General features: G+C 61.1%; 14 protein-coding genes. 8 read left to right on the top strand and 6 right to left on the bottom strand.

Annotation, left to right across the window (positions count from 1 at the left end; translation table 11 throughout):
• Positions 1 to 34 precede the first annotated feature (34 nt).
• The 4 genes from AC0J41_RS12025 to AC0J41_RS12010 are packed head-to-tail and all read left to right on the top strand — an operon-like array spanning position 35 to position 4174.
• On the top strand, positions 35 to 817 hold the full coding sequence (locus AC0J41_RS12025) for a sugar phosphate isomerase/epimerase family protein (RefSeq protein ID WP_473015688.1): 783 nt from the start codon (positions 35 to 37) through the stop codon (positions 815 to 817).
• The gene (locus tag AC0J41_RS12020) at positions 810 to 1841 is read left to right on the top strand and encodes a sugar kinase (protein WP_473015687.1); all 1032 of its coding nucleotides are present in this window, start codon (positions 810 to 812) and stop codon (positions 1839 to 1841) included. The genes AC0J41_RS12025 and AC0J41_RS12020 overlap by 8 nt, the downstream gene beginning before the upstream one ends.
• A gap of 43 nt (positions 1842 to 1884) precedes the next feature.
• Positions 1885 to 3183 (top strand): MFS transporter, encoded by a 1299-nt coding sequence (locus AC0J41_RS12015; protein WP_473015686.1) that lies wholly within the window; start codon positions 1885 to 1887, stop codon positions 3181 to 3183.
• 13 nt (positions 3184 to 3196) lie between these two features.
• Complete coding sequence (locus AC0J41_RS12010; RefSeq protein WP_473015685.1) at positions 3197 to 4174, top strand: 2-hydroxyacid dehydrogenase; 978 nt, start codon at positions 3197 to 3199, stop codon at positions 4172 to 4174.
• A gap of 143 nt (positions 4175 to 4317) precedes the next feature.
• Here the strand turns inward: AC0J41_RS12010 and AC0J41_RS12005 are convergent, their stop codons facing one another.
• The 4 genes from AC0J41_RS12005 to AC0J41_RS11990 form a co-directional block, all read right to left on the bottom strand.
• On the bottom strand, positions 4318 to 5505 hold the full coding sequence (locus AC0J41_RS12005) for a pyridoxal phosphate-dependent aminotransferase (protein ID WP_473015684.1): 1188 nt from the start codon (positions 5503 to 5505) through the stop codon (positions 4318 to 4320).
• Positions 5506 to 5546: 41 nt separating this feature from the next.
• Complete coding sequence (locus AC0J41_RS12000; RefSeq protein ID WP_473015683.1) at positions 5547 to 7172, bottom strand: methyl-accepting chemotaxis protein; 1626 nt, start codon at positions 7170 to 7172, stop codon at positions 5547 to 5549.
• Between the two features lie 246 nt (positions 7173 to 7418).
• On the bottom strand, positions 7419 to 8561 hold the full coding sequence (locus AC0J41_RS11995; RefSeq protein WP_473015682.1) for a glycerate kinase: 1143 nt from the start codon (positions 8559 to 8561) through the stop codon (positions 7419 to 7421).
• Between the two features lie 456 nt (positions 8562 to 9017).
• Positions 9018 to 10136 (bottom strand): sugar diacid recognition domain-containing protein, encoded by a 1119-nt coding sequence (locus tag AC0J41_RS11990; protein ID WP_025109941.1) that lies wholly within the window; start codon positions 10134 to 10136, stop codon positions 9018 to 9020.
• Between the two features lie 172 nt (positions 10137 to 10308).
• Here AC0J41_RS11990 and AC0J41_RS11985 point away from each other — a divergent pair, with 172 nt between their 5' ends.
• The 4 genes from AC0J41_RS11985 (at position 10309) to rarD (ending at position 15104) form a co-directional block, all read left to right on the top strand.
• Positions 10309 to 11619: an MFS transporter gene (locus AC0J41_RS11985; protein WP_025109942.1), complete on the top strand. Its 1311-nt coding sequence runs from the start codon at positions 10309 to 10311 to the stop codon at positions 11617 to 11619.
• A gap of 194 nt (positions 11620 to 11813) precedes the next feature.
• A complete protein-coding gene (locus tag AC0J41_RS11980; RefSeq protein WP_473015681.1) occupies positions 11814 to 12713 on the top strand; it encodes a LysR family transcriptional regulator in 900 nt (299 codons plus the stop codon).
• 68 nt (positions 12714 to 12781) lie between these two features.
• Positions 12782 to 13795, top strand: coding sequence for an aldo/keto reductase (locus AC0J41_RS11975; protein ID WP_473015680.1), 1014 nt, complete (start codon positions 12782 to 12784; stop codon positions 13793 to 13795).
• A 427-nt stretch (positions 13796 to 14222) separates the two neighbouring features.
• The gene (rarD, locus tag AC0J41_RS11970) at positions 14223 to 15104 is read left to right on the top strand and encodes an EamA family transporter RarD (RefSeq protein WP_025109945.1); all 882 of its coding nucleotides are present in this window, start codon (positions 14223 to 14225) and stop codon (positions 15102 to 15104) included.
• Between the two features lie 127 nt (positions 15105 to 15231).
• Here the strand turns inward: rarD and hppD are convergent, their stop codons facing one another.
• Positions 15232 to 16308 carry a 4-hydroxyphenylpyruvate dioxygenase gene (hppD, locus tag AC0J41_RS11965; RefSeq protein WP_025109946.1) on the bottom strand — a complete coding sequence of 359 codons (1077 nt, stop codon included), beginning with the start codon at positions 16306 to 16308 and terminating at the stop codon, positions 15232 to 15234.
• Positions 16309 to 16553: 245 nt separating this feature from the next.
• On the bottom strand, positions 16554 to 17501 hold the full coding sequence (locus AC0J41_RS11960) for a DMT family transporter (protein ID WP_025109947.1): 948 nt from the start codon (positions 17499 to 17501) through the stop codon (positions 16554 to 16556).
• Between the last annotated feature and the right edge of the window lie 52 nt (positions 17502 to 17553).

Here is a 17553-nt window from a genome sequence, read left to right as displayed (position 1 = left end):
ACAAAAATGAAACCGGTTTCAGAGGTAGATAAGAATGAATAAACCTGCCGTTTCCATCAGCCTGTCCAGCTACGGCGCCGAACTGGTACGCCAGCGCGGGCAGGACTTCTTCATCGATGTGTTGGCCGCTGCCGGCGCCGATCGTATTGAATGGCGTGAAGAGCTGCTGACCCGTGAAGTGCCCGAGCAACTGCGGGCCGCCACTCAGGCGCAGGGTCTGCAAAGCATCTATTCGTCGCCGACCGAACTATGGCTCGCCGGCCAGGCGCGGCCCAATCCCGAATTGATCAGCGCTCTGCAACACGCCCAGGCGTTCGGCTCGAAATGGCTGAAAGTCTCGCTCGGCTATTTCACCGATAACTGTGATCTGCAGGCGTTGCAGCAACTGCTCGGCAACAGCCCGGTGCAGGTACTGGTGGAGAATGACCAAACCCTGCACGGCGGCCGTATCGAACCGTTCCAGCGCTTTTTCGCCGCCGTCGAGCAGCACAACCTGCCGGTCAAAATGACCTTCGACATCGGCAACTGGCAGTGGCAGGACCAATCGGCCGCCAACGCCGCACGCTTGCTCGGGCGGCATGTCGGCTACGTACATTGCAAAGCCGTGGCTCGGCGTGCCGACGGCAAGCTGGTGGCGGTGCCGCCGGCCGTCAGCGACCTGCATCTTTGGGAACAACTGCTGCGGCACATGGCCCAAGGCGTTATGCGCGCCGCCGAATATCCGTTGCAGGGCGATGACCTGGTGCAACTCACCACCGAACACGTCGCCGCCCTCGCCCGCCTCGGCCAATCGCGCCTGGAGCCTGCTCATGTCTGAGATCGATATCCTGTCGTTCGGCGAAACCATGGCCATGTTTGTCGCCGAACAGAGCGGTGATCTGGCATTCGTCGACCAGTTCCACAGGCGGATTGCCGGGGCGGACAGCAACGTCGCCATCGGACTGTCTCGGCTGGGCTTCAAGGTCGCTTGGCTGAGCCGCGTCGGTGCTGATTCACTGGGACGATTTGTTGTTGAAACATTGGCCCGCGAGGGCCTGGATTGCGGCCATGTCGAAGTCGACAACGCGTACCCGACCGGTTTCCAGTTCAAGTCCCGCAACGATGATGGCAGCGACCCAACGGTCGAGTACTTCCGTCGCGGCTCGGCAGCCAGTCATCTGTCACCGCAGTCGATCACTCCGATGCTGCTCAGTGCCCGTCACCTGCACGCCACCGGGATTCCACCGGCGCTGTCGGCCACCGCGCGGGAAATGTCTTTCGAGCTGATGACCCGCATGCGCCAGGCCGGGCGCAGCGTGTCGTTCGACCCGAACCTGCGTCCGAGCCTGTGGGCCAGCGAGCAGGAAATGATCCGCGAGATAAATCGTCTCGCTGCCCTCGCCCACTGGGTGTTGCCGGGGTTGAGTGAGGGCCGTTTGCTCACCGGGTTTGAAGACCCGGCGGACATTGCCGCGTTTTATCTCGATCAAGGCGCTGAAGCGGTGGCGATCAAGCTGGGGCCTCAGGGCGCCTATTACCGCACGCAACTGGATCAGGGCTTTGTCGCCGGAGTACCGGTGACCAACGTGGTTGATACCGTCGGCGCGGGTGACGGGTTTGCCGTCGGCATGATCAGCGCCCTGCTGGAACACCAGAGTTTTGCCGAGGCAGTGCAGCGTGCGAACTGGATTGGCAGTCGGGCGGTGCAGAGTCGCGGGGATATGGAGGGTTTGCCGACCCGATCCGAACTCATCGCTGAATTCGAGTCCGCCTTCGCGAGCAGGCTCACGCCCACATTTGAAACGCATTCCCCTGGGGGAGCGAACCTGCTCGCGAAGAGGCCCGCCCAGACAAACCATTAATTGAACCTGCTGCGACAAAAACAACAAGCTCAGGAGCAAGACCATGAAAACTGCAACCCTCGCCACCCGCCGCTGGTGGTACATCATGCCGATCGTCTTCATCACCTACAGCCTGGCGTATCTGGACCGGGCCAACTACGGCTTCGCCGCTGCCTCGGGCATGGCCGCCGACCTGATGATCACCCCGGGCCTGTCTTCATTGCTCGGGGCGCTGTTCTTCCTCGGCTACTTTTTCTTCCAGGTGCCCGGCGCGATCTACGCGCAAAAGCACAGCGTGAAAAAGCTGATCTTCTTCAGCCTGATTTTCTGGGGCGGCCTCGCCACCCTCACCGGGGTCGTTTCCAACGCCTACTGGCTGATCGTGATTCGCTTCATGCTCGGCGTGGTCGAAGCGGCAGTGATGCCGGCGATGCTGGTTTACCTGTGCCACTGGTTCACCCGTGCCGAACGCTCGCGCGCCAACACTTTCCTGATCCTCGGCAACCCGGTAACGATGCTCTGGATGTCGGTGGTTTCGGGCTATCTGGTGCAGCATTTCAGCTGGCGCTGGATGTTCATCATCGAGGGCTTGCCGGCGGTGATCTGGGCGTTTATCTGGTGGAAGCTGGCCGATGATCGCCCCGCTCAGGCCAAGTGGCTGAGCGAACAGGAAAAGCATGACCTGGAAAGCGCCCTCGCCGCCGAACAGGTCGGCATCAAGGCAGTGAAGAACTACGCCGAGGCGTTCCGTTCGCCGAAGGTGATCATTCTGGCGCTGCAATTCTTCTGCTGGAGCATCGGCGTCTACGGTTTCGTGCTGTGGCTGCCGTCGATTCTCAAGGCCGGCGCGCAAATGGACATGATCGAAGCCGGCTGGCTGTCGGCGCTGCCGTACCTCGCGGCGGTGATCGGCATGCTCGCTGTGTCGTGGGGCTCGGACAAACTGCAAAAGCGCAAACGCTTCGTCTGGCCGCCACTGCTGATCGCGTCTATTGCGTTCTACGGGTCCTACGCCCTGGGCGCGGAACACTTCTGGTGGTCGTACACCTTGCTGGTAATTGCCGGCGCCTGCATGTACGCGCCTTACGGGCCGTTCTTCGCCATCGTGCCGGAGATCCTGCCGGCCAACGTCGCCGGTGGCGCCATGGCGCTGATCAACAGCATGGGCGCGCTCGGTTCGTTCGGCGGCTCGTACCTGGTCGGTTACCTGAACAGCTCCACCGGCTCGCCCGGTGCCTCGTACCTGCTGATGAGTGGCGCGTTGCTGCTGTCGGTGGTGCTGACGATTTTTCTCAAGCCCGGTGCCAGTGACCGCGTCGTGGCCAAAGCCGTTGCCACGCGTCCCGTGCCAGCGCATTCCTGAAGAGATTCTGCCCATGAAAAAAACAGTCGTGCTTTACAAGAAACTCTCGCCGGCGCTGATGACGCGCCTGCAACAACACTGTGACGTGACGCTGATCGAAAGCCTCGATGCCGACGGCCTGATGAAGCTGCGCGACGCCCTGCCCGGCGCGCACGGTTTGCTCGGCGCCAGCCTGAAACTCGACGCGGCGCTGCTCGACCTGGCGCCGCAACTGCAGGCCATCGCCAGCGTTTCGGTGGGCGTCGACAACTACGACATCGACTACCTGACCCGGCGCAAGATCCTGCTGAGCAACACCCCGGACGTGCTCACCGAAACCACCGCCGACACCGGTTTCGCGCTGATCCTCGCCACGGCCCGGCGCGTGGTGGAACTGGCGAACATGGTGCGCAGCGGCCAATGGCACCGCAACATCGGCCCGGCGCATTTCGGCACCGATGTGCATGGCAAGACCCTGGGCATCATCGGCATGGGCCGTATCGGCGAGGCCCTGGCCCAGCGTGGGCATTTCGGTTTTGGCATGCCGGTGCTTTATCACAGCCAATCGCGTAAGCCCGCGGTCGAGGCACGTTTCGATGCGCAGTACCGCAGCCTCGAAGCGCTGCTGCAAGAGGCGGATTTCATTTGCCTGACCTTGCCGCTGACCGCACAGACCGAAGGCCTGATAGGTGCCGAGCAGTTTGCGCTGATGCGCCCGGAGAGCATCTTCATCAATATTTCGCGGGGCAAAGTCGTGGATGAGACGGCGCTGATCGACGCGCTGCACCATCAGCGGATTCGTGCGGCGGGGCTGGATGTGTTCGAGCGTGAGCCGTTGAATCATGACTCGCCGCTGTTGCAGCTGAACAATGTGGTGGCGACCCCGCACATGGGCTCGGCGACGCATGAGACGCGCGAAGCGATGGCGCGCTGTGCGGTGGAGAACCTGCTTGCTGCGCTGGCTGGGGAGAAGCCGGCGAATCTGGTCAACCCGGTAGCTTGGCAGGGCTGAAAATGCGCTGAATGGCAGACTGCATTCGTGAGCAAGCCCGCTCCCACAGGGGGCCAGTGTGTACAGAAAATGTTTTGTACACGTCCATCTACTGTGGGAGCGGGCTTGCTCGCGAAGAGGCCGGTTCAAACCACACACATCTCTCAGGCACTGCGCGCCTGCAACAGCTGCGCCGCACACAACGCAATCCGCGCGCAGGCATCGCCCAGTTTCACCCGGTCCAGCACCAGCCCGATGCGAATATGCCCCGCCGCGCTAGGCCCAAACGCCTCCCCAGCCAGCACCGACACCCCGTAACCCTCCAGCAACCGCTCGGCAAACGCCTGCGCGCCAAACCCGGTCTGACGCACATCGACCATCACGAACATCCCGCCATCCGGACGAATCGGCTGCAACCCCGGACAACCGCGCAACCGCTCGCACACCAGATCCCGGCGCAAACGGTATTCCTCACGCATCAGCGCCACTTCCGGCAGATCGCTTTCCAGCGCGACTTCCGCAGCTTTCTGCACGAAATCCGGCAAGCCGAACAGCATGCTCAACGACAGGTTCACCAAATGCTCGGCCAGCACTTTCGGGCCGATCGACCAGCCAACCCGCCAACCGCTCATGGCGTGGGATTTGGACAGGCTGTTGATGGTCGCGGTGCGTTCGGCCATGCCCGGCAGGCTCGCCGGGCTGACGTGCTCGCCCTCATAGAGCAGATCGCTGTAGACCTCGTCGCTGATCAGCCACAAGTCGTGGCGCACGCAGAGCGCCGCCAGTTCCTGCCAGATCATTAGGGAAAGGCTCGCGCCGGACGGATTGTTGGGGCTGTTAAGCAACAGGGCGCGGGTTTTCGGTGTAATCCGCGCCGCGACATCGGCCGGGTCAACGCGAAAACCGTTCTGCGGCCGCACCGGAACCGGCACCACCGTCGCGCCGCACGCCCCGAATACGCCCTCATAGGTCACGTACATCGGTTCGGCGACGATCACTTCATCGCCCGGATCCAGCAGGCATTGAGCTACCGAATACACCGCGCATTGCGCGCCGGGCAGCACGATCACGTGCTCGGCATCCACCACCTGACCGCTGCGGCGCTGATGACGAGCAGCGATCAGCTTGCGCAGCGCCAAACGGCCACGCACCTCGGAATAATGCGTATCACCCGCCAACAGGCTATCGATGGCGCCGTGGATGATCGGCAGCGGCGTATCGAAATCCGGATCACCCACGCTCAGCAGCAGGATATCGACACCCTCGGCGCGCAACTCCAGCGCTCGGTCATGAATCTGCCAGGCCGCTGCTCCCTCCCCGGCGATTCGTTGGGTCAAGGCTGAATAGCGCATGTACGTCTCCTGATTGCGCGGTCTCCAGCCTTCACCCTATCTCAAATCACAAAACGCGCCACCATGGCGTTCAAATCCACCGCCAGACGCGACAGCTCATGGGTCGCAGCGCTGGTCTGATTGGCCCCGGCAGCCGATTGCGTGGCCAGATCGCGGATATTGACCAGATTGCGGTCGACTTCGCGAGACACCTGCGCCTGTTCTTCCGAGGCACTGGCGATCACCAGGTTGCGTTCGTTGATCTGATGGATCGACTGGGTGATCTGCTCCAGCGCCACACCGGCGGCGCGGGCCATTTCCAGGGTGGTCTGAGTGCGCTGGTTGCTTTGCTGCATCGACGACACCGCTTCACCGGTGCCGTTCTGAATGCCGGCGACCATTTTCTCGATTTCCTGGGTCGACTGCGCGGTGCGATGGGCCAAGGCGCGCACCTCGTCCGCCACCACCGCAAACCCACGCCCGGCCTCACCGGCACGTGCCGCTTCAATGGCGGCGTTGAGGGCCAGCAGGTTGGTCTGTTCGGCGATGGCGCGGATCACGTCGAGCACCTTGCCGATGTCGCGGCCCTGCGCGGCCAGGCCTTCGATCATCTGCGCGGTGTTCTGCACGTCGCGGGTCATGATCTGGATCGCGTCGACTGTCTTCACCACTTGATCGCGACCTTCGCGGGCGGCGTGGGTCGACTGGTTCGAGGCCTCGGAGGTCGATACGGCGTTCCGCGCCACTTCTTCCACGGCGGCGGTCATTTCGTTGACGGCCGTCGCAGCCTGTTCGATCTCGTCGTTCTGCTGTTGCAAGCCACGCGAGGCTTCTTCGGTGACCGCGCTGAGTTCTTCGGCGGCGGCGCCCAACTGGGTGGCGGAGCCCGCGATCTGCTCGATGGTTTTACGCAGGTTGGTTTGCATCGTGGCCAGCGCCTGCAGCAACTGCGTGGCTTCGTCCTTGCCATCGACTTCGATGGTTTTGCTCAGGTTGCCACCGGCGATGGTTTGCGCCGCCAGTACTGCACGGTTCAACGGGGTGACGATGCTGCGGGTCAGCAGCAAGGCCAGCAGCACGGTAGCCAGTGCCGCGACAACGGCAACAATGACGATACCGGTAATGGCGCTGTCGTAATGTTCGCCGGCCTGAGCGGAGGCGTCTTTCGCATCCGAAGCGTTGATCGCGATCAGTTTGTTGAGCTGCTCGCCCATCTGATCGGTGCCGTCCTTGATCCGTGTATTGATCAGGGTGCGCATCTCTTCGACCTTGTCCTGGCGCGACAGCTCCATCATCTGGTTTTGCGCTTGCAAGTAGTTGTCGAGCGTCGCGGCGAAGACCTTGTATTGCGCCAGTTCCTCCCCTCCGGCCGGCAACGCGGCATAAGCGGCCTGGGCGCTGCGCACCTTGTCCACCAGTTCGTTGATGCGGGTCTGGGCATCCTGCAACGCCGCCGGCTCTCGGTTGACCAATACGCGGAACGACAGAATGCGCAGGCGCAGAACGTTTTCCGTGACCTTGCCCAGGTACGCGACGCTGGGCAGTTGATTGGTTTCCATATCGACAGAGGCCTGGCGAATGGTCGACATGCGATTGACGGCGAACACGCCAAGGACGATCACCAGCAAGGCGATAAAGGCAAAACCGAGGAAGGCACGGGGCGCGATATTCAGGTTACGCAAGGACATGGTTGGACTCTCGGATAGAGGTAACTGCGAGCGTCCTTGCCGTCATCACTGGCCCTTGGGCGGGTTCAGTCCGGCGTCACTGTTCGAGGGAATCTGTGTGCGCCTGATCTCTGTATCGGCCGGGCTTTAGGAAGGTTTCGTGTAAAGCGGAAATATTTTTCAAGGTGTTTCAGAGCTGAAACACCTTTGCAGCTTGCCCCCCTGTGGTGAGGGGATTCATCCCCTCTCCACAATGTTTTCAGTGCGTCAGATATTGAGTTTGGCCATCTGCCAGACCCGGGCAATATCCGTCGCCCGTTCGCGCAACAAGCGCGGCGCCTCGGCGCAGGCTTGTTCCAGGGTCATCGGGCCGCTGGTCACGGCGAATGCCGCATCGATGCCGTGCTCGTAGAGTTCCTGATAACCCTCGCCCAGCGTGCCCGCAATGACGATCACCGGCACACCGTGCTGTTTGGCGACCCGCGCCACACCGAACGGGGTCTTGCCGCGCAAGGTCTGCGCGTCGAAGCGGCCTTCGCCGGTGATCAGCAGATCGGCACCGTTGACGGCGTCGGCCAGGCCCACCAGTTCCGCCACCACTTCAACCCCGGCCTGGAATTGCGCGCCGAGAAATGCCTTGGCGGCAAAGCCCAATCCACCCGCAGCACCGCTTCCCGGTTCATCGCGAACGTCCTTGCCCAGCGCTTGCGCACAAAGTTCGGCGAAGTGCCCCAGTGCCTGATCCAGTTGCTGCACCTGGGTCGGTGACGCGCCTTTTTGCGGGCCGAAAATTGCCGAGGCACCGTGCGGGCCGCACAGCGGGTTGTTGACGTCGGCGGCGATGTCGAAGCGTACCTGGGCCAGACGTGGGTCAAGTGCGCTCAGGTCCAGACGCGCCAGTTGCGCCAACGCAAGACCGCCCGGCACCAGAGCCTGACCTTGCGCATCGAGCAACTTGACCCCGAGCGCCTGCATGGCCCCTGCGCCGCCATCGTTGGTCGCGCTGCCACCAATCGCCAAAATCACCCGTTGCGCGCCGGCATCAAGCGCGGCGCGAATCAGTTCACCGGTGCCGAACGTGCTGCTGATGCACGCATCACGCTGCCCCGGCGGCACCAGTTGCAAGCCACTGGCTTCGGCCATTTCGATGATCGCGGTGTGGTTATGCGGCAACCAGCCCCACGCAGCGTCGACCGGCGCGCCCAGCGGGCCACGCACCCGGGTGCGGTGCAACTCGCCCTCGCAGGCGGCAAGAATCGACTCCACCGTCCCCTCGCCGCCGTCGGCCATCGGGCATTTGACCAGTGTGGCGTGCGGCCAGACCTGCGCCAGGCCCAGTGCAATGGCCTCGGCAACGCCTTGGGCACTCAGGCTGTCCTTGAACGAATCGGGGGCGATGACGATCTTCATGCGAATTCTCCAGTTCCAATGCTTCTCATGCTGCCAGTCGGCATGCGCATTGACGCCTGTCCGCTGCACAAGCGGGGTGGGCGTTTATTGTTCATTTCCACAAAAGCTCAGCGAGAGATGTGTTGTATGTACCTGCCTCTTCGCGAGCAAGCCCGCTCCCACAGGACGAGTGAACTCCAAAAGGTGGAAGCAAGCTCTCACAGGAGAAATGCATTCCAAAGGTTGAAGCAAGTTCTCACAGGAGGAATGCATTCCAAAAGGTGGAAGCAAGTTCTCACAGGAGGAATGCATTCCAAAAGGTGGGAGCAAGTTCTCACAGGAGGAATGCATTCCAAAGGTGGAAGCAAGTTCTCACAGGAGAAATGCATTCCAAAGGTGAAGCAAGTTCTCACAGGAGGAATGCATTCCAAAGGTGGGAGCGGGCTTGCTCGCGAAGGCGTCTTTGAAAACACCCGATCAGCCTGGATCAGTCTGCGGCAACAACTGCACCCCAAGGTACAACGCCAACATCCCATCCAGACGCAGCGGATCCACCCCGCTGATCTCGGCAATCCGCTCCATCCGGTAACGCAAACTGTTGCGATGAATGCCCAGTGCATCGGCACACGCCTGGCTCTGTCCGTCGTGCTCGCACCAACTGCGCAGGGTCGCGAGCAGTTGGCCGTTGCCGTCTTTGGCGATGACTTTACGCAACGGTTTGAGCAACTCGTCCAGCGCATCATCGTTGCGATGGCGCCAGAGCATCACCGGCAAGCGATAGCGATTGAGGGTCAGCAAGCGCGAGTGCGGTAACACGTCCCGGCCATAGGCAAGCAGATCGCCGACCCGCCGATAACAACGACGCAACCCGGCCAGCCCGTCCGCCTGCCCACCGACAGCAATGCGCAGAATGTTCCAGCCGAGGCCGTCAAGCTTTTCCAGCAAACGATCATGCTCAACGTTCTGAGCCGCCGGGCGACACCACAGCAGCGATGACTTGGCCGAACTCACGCACCAGCTGTCCGGATAACGCGAGGTCAACCAGGCGCTCAACGCCTCGACGGTTTGCCCCGGGCCATGTTCCAGGCCCAGTTCGAACAGATACGGCACCCGGGTCAATTGCGGCTTGAGCCCCAGTTGCTGCGCCTCATCGACCAGGCGCGGCGAGTCCCCGGCTTCGCTCAACAGCAACGCTAGCAGGTCATCGCAACGCTGGCGCCGCCATTGCTGTTCGGCTTGCTGATTGCGCTGGCCGACCAGCATTTCCGCGGTCATGCGCACCAGTTCGGCGTAGGTGCGCAGTTGTTCCGGCTCACCGGTAATGCCGAGCACGCCGATCAAACGTTGATCGAGTAACAGCGGCAAGTTGATCCCCGGTTGCACACCTTTCAGATGCACCGCCGTCTGCGCGTCGATCTCGACCACACGACCGTTGGCCAGCACCAGTTGTGCGCCTTCGTGGCGAGTATTGATGCGCTCCGGCTCGCCACTGCCGAGGATCAAGCCCTGGCTGTCCATGACGTTGACGTTGTAGGGCAAAATGGCCATGGCCCGGTCGACGATATCCTGAGCAAGGTCGTGATCGAGTTCGAACATGATCGGCAAAATCCTCAAGCAGCGGCGGCGGACGGTTGTTCACCCGCACAGGGTCTGACGGCAAACCCTGTGCTCAGGCACAAAGACAATCCGGCCACAGGTGGCCGAGACTCTCAGAGCGATCAACGTTAACCTGTGCATCGCAAAAAATCATAATAAAGAGAGAGCCGCTATGTCGCAGAGCGCCGCAGCTACCCAGACCATCGATGACGGTAAAAACGCCGTCTACAAACGCATCACCCTGCGTTTGATCCCCTTCATCTTCATCTGCTACCTGTTCAACTACCTCGACCGGGTCAACGTTGGATTTGCCAAACTGCAGATGCTCGACGCGCTGAAGTTCAGCGAAACCGTGTATGGCCTCGGTGCCGGTATCTTCTTCATCGGCTACGTGTTGTGCGGCGTACCGAGCAACCTGGCGCTGACCAAATTCGGCCCACGACGCTGGATCGCGCTGATGATGATCACCTGGGGCACGCTGTCGACTTGCCTGTTGTTCGTCACCACGCCGACCCAGTTCTACACCCTGCGCCTGTTTACCGGCGCGGCCGAAGCCGGGTTCTTCCCGGGCGTGGTGCTGTACCTCTCGCAGTGGTTCCCGACGTTCCGCCGTGGGCGGATCATGGCGCTGTTCATGTCGGCGATCCCAGTCTCGGGCCTGCTCGGCAGTCCGTTCTCCGGCTGGATCCTCAATCACTTCGCCGCCGGGCAAGGTGGTCTGGCCGGCTGGCAGTGGATGTTCCTGCTGCAAGGCATCCCGACCGTGATCCTCGGCGTGCTCGCGTACTTCCTGCTCAGCGACAGCTTCGCCAACGCCAAGTGGCTGACCGCACATGAGCGCTCCGTCCTTGAAGCTGATCAGGCCGAAGACCTGGCGAACAAACCAAAGACCACGTCCGACTCGCTGCTCGCGGTGTTCAAGAACCCGGCGATCTGGGCCTTCGGCTTGATCTACTTCTGCATCCAGAGCGGCGTGTACGCGATCAACTTCTGGCTGCCGTCGATCATCAAGAACCTTGGCTTCAGCGACAACCTGGTGATCGGTTGGCTGAGCGCGATTCCGTACTTGCTGGCGGCGGTGTTCATGTTGCTGGTCGGGCGTTCGGCGGATTTGCGCAAAGAACGCCGCTGGCACTTGGTGGTGCCGATGCTGATGGGCGCCATCGGCCTGGTCATCGCGGTGAACTTCGCCGCCAACCCGGCCATCGCCATCCTCGGCCTGACCCTTGCGACCATGGGCGCGTTGACCGGTCTGCCGATGTTCTGGCCGGTACCGACCGCCATGTTGAGCGCGGGTGCTGCTGCCGGTGGCCTGGCGTTGATCAATTCGATGGGGCAGATGGCGGGTTTCCTCAGCCCGTACCTGGTCGGCTGGGTCAAGGACAGCACCGGTTCGACCGATGCGGCGTTGTACCTGCTGGCGGGTGTGATCGTCGGCGGCAGCTTGCTGGCGTTGCGCATGACGCGCACGTTACGCGCGTAATAACGCTTTAAATCAAAAGATCGCAGCCTGCGGCAGCCCCTACAGAAAACACGTATTTCTATGTAGGAGCTTCCGCAAGCTGCGATCTTTTTGCTTTCAGGCAAAAGCGTGCAGCTCACTGATTGCAGCAGCTGGGCTTGCCAATCACGGAAAAATCCCGCAAAAGCGCAAAGATCTTTAAAGGATTTTTACCAATGAGCTCGATTCTCGATCTGGAGATCTTCGTCCGCGTGGCCGATTCCGGCAGTATCTCTGCCGCTGCCCGTGCCTTGGAACTGACGCCCGCCGCTGCCAGCATTGCGCTAAAGAGGCTGGAAACCCGGCTCGGTATCCGCCTGCTCGCCCGCTCGACTCGCAGCATGCGCCTGACCGAAGAAGGTCGGCGTTATCTCGACAGCGTGCGCATCGCCCTCGGTGCGCTGGCCGAAGGTGAACAAGCGCTCAAGCAACACGGCGAAGGCCTGAGCGGAGTGCTGCAACTCGCGGCGCCGTCGGACTTCGGGCGCAACGTGTTGCTGCCGTGGCTGGACGACTTCAAGCGCGAACATCCGAATATCCAGCTGCAGTTGCTGCTCAACGATCGCCAGGCCGACCTGTTTCGCGAAACCGTGGACGTCGCCCTGCGCTACGGCGTGCCCAGCGATTCGACGCTGGTGGCGTTGCCGATTCTGCCGGCGCATCGGCGGGTTGCCTGCGCCAGCCCCGACTATCTGTCCAGCCATGGCACACCGCAACATCCCGGCGAATTGAGCGAGCACAGCGCCCTGCTCTACCTGCGCAAGGGGCGGCCTTACAACACCTGGCGTTTTAGTCGCGAGGACGAAACGCTGGAAGTCGAAGTCCACGGCGACTACTTAAGCGATGACGGCGAAGTTGCACGGCGCTGGGCGCTGGCCGGGCATGGCATCGCCTACAAGGCCTGGCTGGACGTCGCCGAAGACGTGCACGCCGGGCGACTGGTGACGCTGTTCAATGACTGGCAAGGCGAGAGCGTGCCGTTCAACCTGCTGTGCCCGCATCGGGTGCAGGTGTCCGAGCGAGTCCGGGTACTGCAGACGTTTTTGCAGGCGCGTTGTGCGTTACTCAGCCGATAATTCACTTTGCCGCATCGGACGCTTCTGGTATTTGATTGGAGTTTTCCCACCGACAAAAGGATTTCGGCATGAGCTATCGCACACTGGGGCACTCGGGGTTGCAGGTGTCTACCCTCACCCTCGGCACGATGATGTTTGGCGAGCAGACCAGCGCAGAGGATTCGCTGCGCATCATCGACAAGGCCTGGGATCAAGGCATCAATTTCATCGACACTGCCGACGTTTATACCAATGGCCGCTCCGAAGAGATCGTCGGCGAGGCGATTGCCCGCCACCGGCATGATTGGGTGTTGGCGACCAAGGTCGGTTTCGGCCCGGTGGACGGTGTGCCGAACCGCAGCGGTTTGAGCCGCAAGCATATTTTCAACGGGCTGGAGGCCAGCCTGACGCGTCTCGGCACCGACTACCTCGACCTCTATTACCTGCACCGCGAAGACCACAACACCCCGCTGGAAGTCACCGTATCGGCGATTGGCGATCTGATTCGCCAGGGCAAGATCCGTTACTGGGGCCTGTCGAACTATCGTGGCTGGCGGATTGCCGAGGTGATTCGCATCGCGGACAAGCTCGGTGTCGACCGCCCGGTGATCAGCCAGCCGCTGTACAACATCGTCAACCGCCAGGCCGAGACCGAGCAGATCACCGCCGCGCAAACCTATGGCCTCGGTGTGGTGCCTTACAGCCCGCTGGCCCGTGGCGTACTCAGCGGCAAATACGCGCCGGACGTAACCCCGGACGCCAACAGCCGCGCCGGGCGTCAGGACAAACGCATTCTGGAAACCGAATGGCGCGTGGAATCGCTGCGCATTGCCCAACAGATTCAGCAATACACCCAAGGCCGCGGGGTTGGCATCGTCGAATTCGCGATTGCCTGGGTGCTGAACAACAGCGCGGTGACGTCGGCGATCGTCGGGCCACGCACCGAACAACAGTGGGACGCCTACACCAAGGCGCAGGCGGTGAAGATCACGGCTGAGGATGAGGCGTTCATCGACTCTCTGGTAACACCGGGGCATGCGTCGACACCGGGGTTCAATGATGTGAGCCATTTTGTGTCGGGCCGTAAACCGCGTCAGGCATAAAAGCTTCGCGAGCAAGCCCGCTCCCACAGGGGATTGAGGTTTGAGTCGGGATGGGTGCCTTGCCGCAGACCCCATTGTGGGAGCGGGCTTGCTCGCGAAAGCGGTGGATCAGGCAGCACTATTGTTGAATAGGCGGACGCCTTCGCGATTCAGCCCGCTCCCACACGGGATTGCGGGCTGGATCGGGATGGGTGGCTCGCCGCAGACCCCATTGTGGGAGCGGGCTTGCTCGCGAAAGCGGTGGATCAGTCTCTGAAGATGTCAGGTTTGCTTCCCTCTCGCGAGCAGACCGAATCGTCGTAGCGTCGCTCCCACAGGATTTGTGCTTATCTTCAAGATGTGGGGAATATTGATCACTTGGCCAATATTCAACACAAAAACCACGTATCCTGCGCGCCCTGTTTGATCACCCACCCGCGAGGACAGTTTGTCTAAAGGTATCGCTTTATCGGTTTCAGCCTCGGTGCTGTTTGCCGTCATGTATTACTACACCTCGCTGCTCACCCCGTTGAGCGGCGTGGAAATCTTTGGCTGGCGAATGCTGCTGACCGTGCCGTGCATGACGGTGTTCATGCTGGTCTCCGGAGAATGGCGGCGGGTGCTGGAATTGCTGCGGCGTGTGGCCGGTTTTCCGAAGCTGATCGGTGGCCTGCTCGTTTCGGCAGCGTTGCTCGGCGTGCAGCTGTGGCTGTTCATGTGGGCGCCGCTCAACGGCTACAGCCTCGACGTGTCGCTGGGCTATTTCCTGCTGCCACTGGCGATGGTGCTGACCGGGCGCATCGTATACGGCGACAGCCTGTCGTATCTGCAAAAAATCGCGGTGTTCTTTGCAACCCTGGGCGTGGCGAACGAGCTGTATCAGGTCGGCGGTTTTTCCTGGGCGACGCTGGTGGTCGTGGTTGGCTACCCGCTGTACTTCGTGCTGCGCAAACGCCTGAAGACCGATCACCTCGGCGGCTTGTGGGTCGACATGACGCTGATGCTGCCGGTGGCGTACTGGTTTGTGCGCGGTGGCGAGCAAGGCTTTGGTGTGTTCGATCAGTATCCGGGCCTGCTGTGGCTGATTCCGCTGCTCGGTCTGATCAGCGCTTCGGCACTGGTGGTGTACATCATTGCGAGCCGCTTGCTGCCGTTCAGCCTGTTCGGCCTGCTCAGCTATGTAGAGCCGGTGTTGCTGCTCGGTGTGGCGCTGTTGCTGGGCGAAAGCATCAAGGCTGGCGAATGGCTGACCTACATTCCGATCTGGATGGCGGTGGTGGTGCTGGTGTTTGAAGGGTTCAAGCACCTGATGCGGCAACGCCGACCTTAAAAACAGCACAAAACAACTGTGGGAGCGAGCCTGCTCGCGAAAGCGTCAACTCAGTCAACTTTGATGTTGAATGAAGGACCGCATTCGCGAGCAGGCTCGCTCCCACAATTTGTAGCAGTGTCGAAAATTACTCGGTGGTCAGTACACCACGACGCACCTGGTCACGCTCGATCGACTCGAACAGGGCCTTGAAGTTACCCTCGCCGAAACCGTCATCGCCCTTGCGCTGGATGAATTCGAAGAACACCGGACCCATCAGGGTTTCCGAGAAGATCTGCAGCAGCAGGCGCTTGTCGTCCGGGTTCGACGAGCCGTCGAGCAGGATGCCGCGCGATTGCAGTTGATCCACCGGCTCGCCGTGGTTCGGCAGACGGCCTTCGAGCATTTCATAGTAGGTGTCCGGCGGCGCGGTCATGAAGCGCATGCCGATCTTCTTCAACTGATCCCAGGTCTTGATCAGGTCGTCGGTGAGGAACGCCACGTGCTGGATGCCTTCGCCGTTGAACTGCATCAGGAACTCTTCGATCTGCCCGGCGCCCTTGGACGATTCCTCGTTCAGCGGGATGCGGATCATGCCGTCCGGCGCGGTCATCGCTTTCGAGGTCAGGCCGGTGTATTCGCCCTTGATGTCGAAGTAGCGGATCTCGCGGAAGTTGAACAGCTTCTCGTAGAAGTTGGCCCAGTAGGCCATGCGCCCGCGGTAAACGTTGTGGGTCAGGTGGTCGATGATCTTCAGACCGGCTCCAACCGGGTTGCGGTCAACGCCTTCGATGAACACGAAATCGATGTCGTAGATCGAGCTGCCTTCGCCGAAACGGTCGATCAGGTAAAGCGGAGCGCCGCCAATGCCTTTGATCGCCGGCAGGTTCAACTCCATCGGCCCGGTTTCGATGTGGATGGGCTGGGCGCCAAGTTCCAGGGCACGGTTGTAGGCTTTCTGCGAGTCCTTGACGCGGAACGCCATGCCACACACCGACGGGCCATGCTCGGCCGCGAAGTACGATGCGACGCTGTTGGGTTCGTTGTTGAGGATCAGGTTGATCGCGCCCTGACGATACAGGTGCACGTTCTTGGAACGGTGGGTCGCGACCTTGGTGAAGCCCATGATCTCGAAGATCGGCTCCAGGGTGCCAGGAGTCGGCGATGCGAACTCGATGAACTCAAAGCCCATCAGGCCCATTGGGTTTTCGTATAAATCGGTCATGGTGACGCCTCATCATTCTTATCAATTAACCAGAGTTATTTGTCAGTAATGCTGAGACCGGCGGGAGGTGCGCAGGAGATGCCTCGCACACTGCGGGCGAGGAAGTCGCCATAGATCAGTTGAAACCCGAATATCTTCATTGTCGACCCAAGGCTCTTGCGGGCGAGGCTTCTGCTGCCAGAAGACGATTATTATTGTATGCGTAACCCGATTCTACACAGCGTAAATAGGGTTGTCTGCCCTCTCTATAAAATCCGCCTTTTTGGCGCGGGCGCAAGGGGTTTGTTGCACAGGTAAATCCCCGCCAGTACCAAGCCGCCGCCCAGGCACAGGGTCAATGTCAGCTGTTCGCCGAGCAACAGCGCACCGAGCACCACCGCCGTCAACGGATTCAGCGCAATGAACACTCCGGAACGGGTCGCCCCGATTTTGCGGATGCCGTCGTAATAGCCGATGTAAGCCAGCGCCGAGCCGAGCACGCCGAGGTAGATCAGGCTCAGCCACTGTGGCGTGCCGAGGCTGATCAAGGCTGCCCCGCTCACTTCGCCGCGCATTACCGCCAGCCCCCATAGCATCACGGTGCCGATCAAAACCGAGAACGTCACGGTCTGCAGTGGGCCGAGGGACCGGTTCAGACCTTGGGAAAACAGCGAGTAGACACCCCACCCCACTACGCAGCCGAGAATCAATAGATCGCCGATCCACGCGTCAGGTGTCGTCGCAAGCAATTGCGGATTGCGGCTGACAATCACCAGACTGGCGCCGGCGATGCACAGCGCGATGCCAGCGACTTTCACCCGCCCCAGGCGTTCTTTGAACAGCAACCATGAGGCGAGGCCGATCACTGCCGGATTCAAAGCAACAATCAACGAAGCACGCGAGGCGTTGATGTAGTGCAAGCCATAAAAGAAGCACAGGTTGTAGAAGAAAATTCCGAAGAACCCCAGCAGCGTCAGTTGCAGCCATTGCCGGGGCGTTGGCCGCGCCAGCGGGATTCGCGCGATCCACAGAAACCCCAGCAGCGCCGCACTGGCGAGCAGGAAACGCAGGCTGGCAGCGAACAGCGGGCTGAGGCTGCCTGCCAGAAAACGCCCGGCGACAAAGGTCCCGCCCCAAATCATGGTGACCGCTGCAAGGGTTAGATAAACCGGGCGGTCGGAGGCTGTTGTGTGGGTTTGCTCAACGTTACGCATGAGGCTCCAAACGAAGAAAGCTGAAGGATGGCGTATCATTCACCTCATTCCT

The sequence above is a fragment of the Pseudomonas sp. Arb-4-2C genome (genome assembly GCF_055755015.1).
This window is presented reverse-complemented; position numbering and strand designations above follow the sequence as displayed.

What these genes read in the sequence shown, in the direction of transcription:
- AC0J41_RS11960 (WP_025109947.1), bottom strand. Translation starts at nt 17,501, where the DNA reads ATGCGTAACGTTGAGCAAACCCACACAACAGCCTCCGACCGCCCGGTT.
- AC0J41_RS11980 (WP_473015681.1), top strand. Translation starts at nt 11,814, where the DNA reads ATGAGCTCGATTCTCGATCTGGAGATCTTCGTCCGCGTGGCCGATTCC.
- AC0J41_RS12010 (WP_473015685.1), top strand. Translation starts at nt 3,197, where the DNA reads ATGAAAAAAACAGTCGTGCTTTACAAGAAACTCTCGCCGGCGCTGATG.
- AC0J41_RS11990 (WP_025109941.1), bottom strand. Translation starts at nt 10,136, where the DNA reads ATGTTCGAACTCGATCACGACCTTGCTCAGGATATCGTCGACCGGGCC.
- AC0J41_RS11975 (WP_473015680.1), top strand. Translation starts at nt 12,782, where the DNA reads ATGAGCTATCGCACACTGGGGCACTCGGGGTTGCAGGTGTCTACCCTC.
- AC0J41_RS12005 (WP_473015684.1), bottom strand. Translation starts at nt 5,505, where the DNA reads ATGCGCTATTCAGCCTTGACCCAACGAATCGCCGGGGAGGGAGCAGCG.
- AC0J41_RS11985 (WP_025109942.1), top strand. Translation starts at nt 10,309, where the DNA reads ATGTCGCAGAGCGCCGCAGCTACCCAGACCATCGATGACGGTAAAAAC.
- hppD (WP_025109946.1), bottom strand. Translation starts at nt 16,308, where the DNA reads ATGACCGATTTATACGAAAACCCAATGGGCCTGATGGGCTTTGAGTTC.
- AC0J41_RS12020 (WP_473015687.1), top strand. Translation starts at nt 810, where the DNA reads ATGTCTGAGATCGATATCCTGTCGTTCGGCGAAACCATGGCCATGTTT.
- AC0J41_RS12025 (WP_473015688.1), top strand. Translation starts at nt 35, where the DNA reads ATGAATAAACCTGCCGTTTCCATCAGCCTGTCCAGCTACGGCGCCGAA.
- AC0J41_RS12000 (WP_473015683.1), bottom strand. Translation starts at nt 7,172, where the DNA reads ATGTCCTTGCGTAACCTGAATATCGCGCCCCGTGCCTTCCTCGGTTTT.
- AC0J41_RS11995 (WP_473015682.1), bottom strand. Translation starts at nt 8,561, where the DNA reads ATGAAGATCGTCATCGCCCCCGATTCGTTCAAGGACAGCCTGAGTGCC.
- AC0J41_RS12015 (WP_473015686.1), top strand. Translation starts at nt 1,885, where the DNA reads ATGAAAACTGCAACCCTCGCCACCCGCCGCTGGTGGTACATCATGCCG.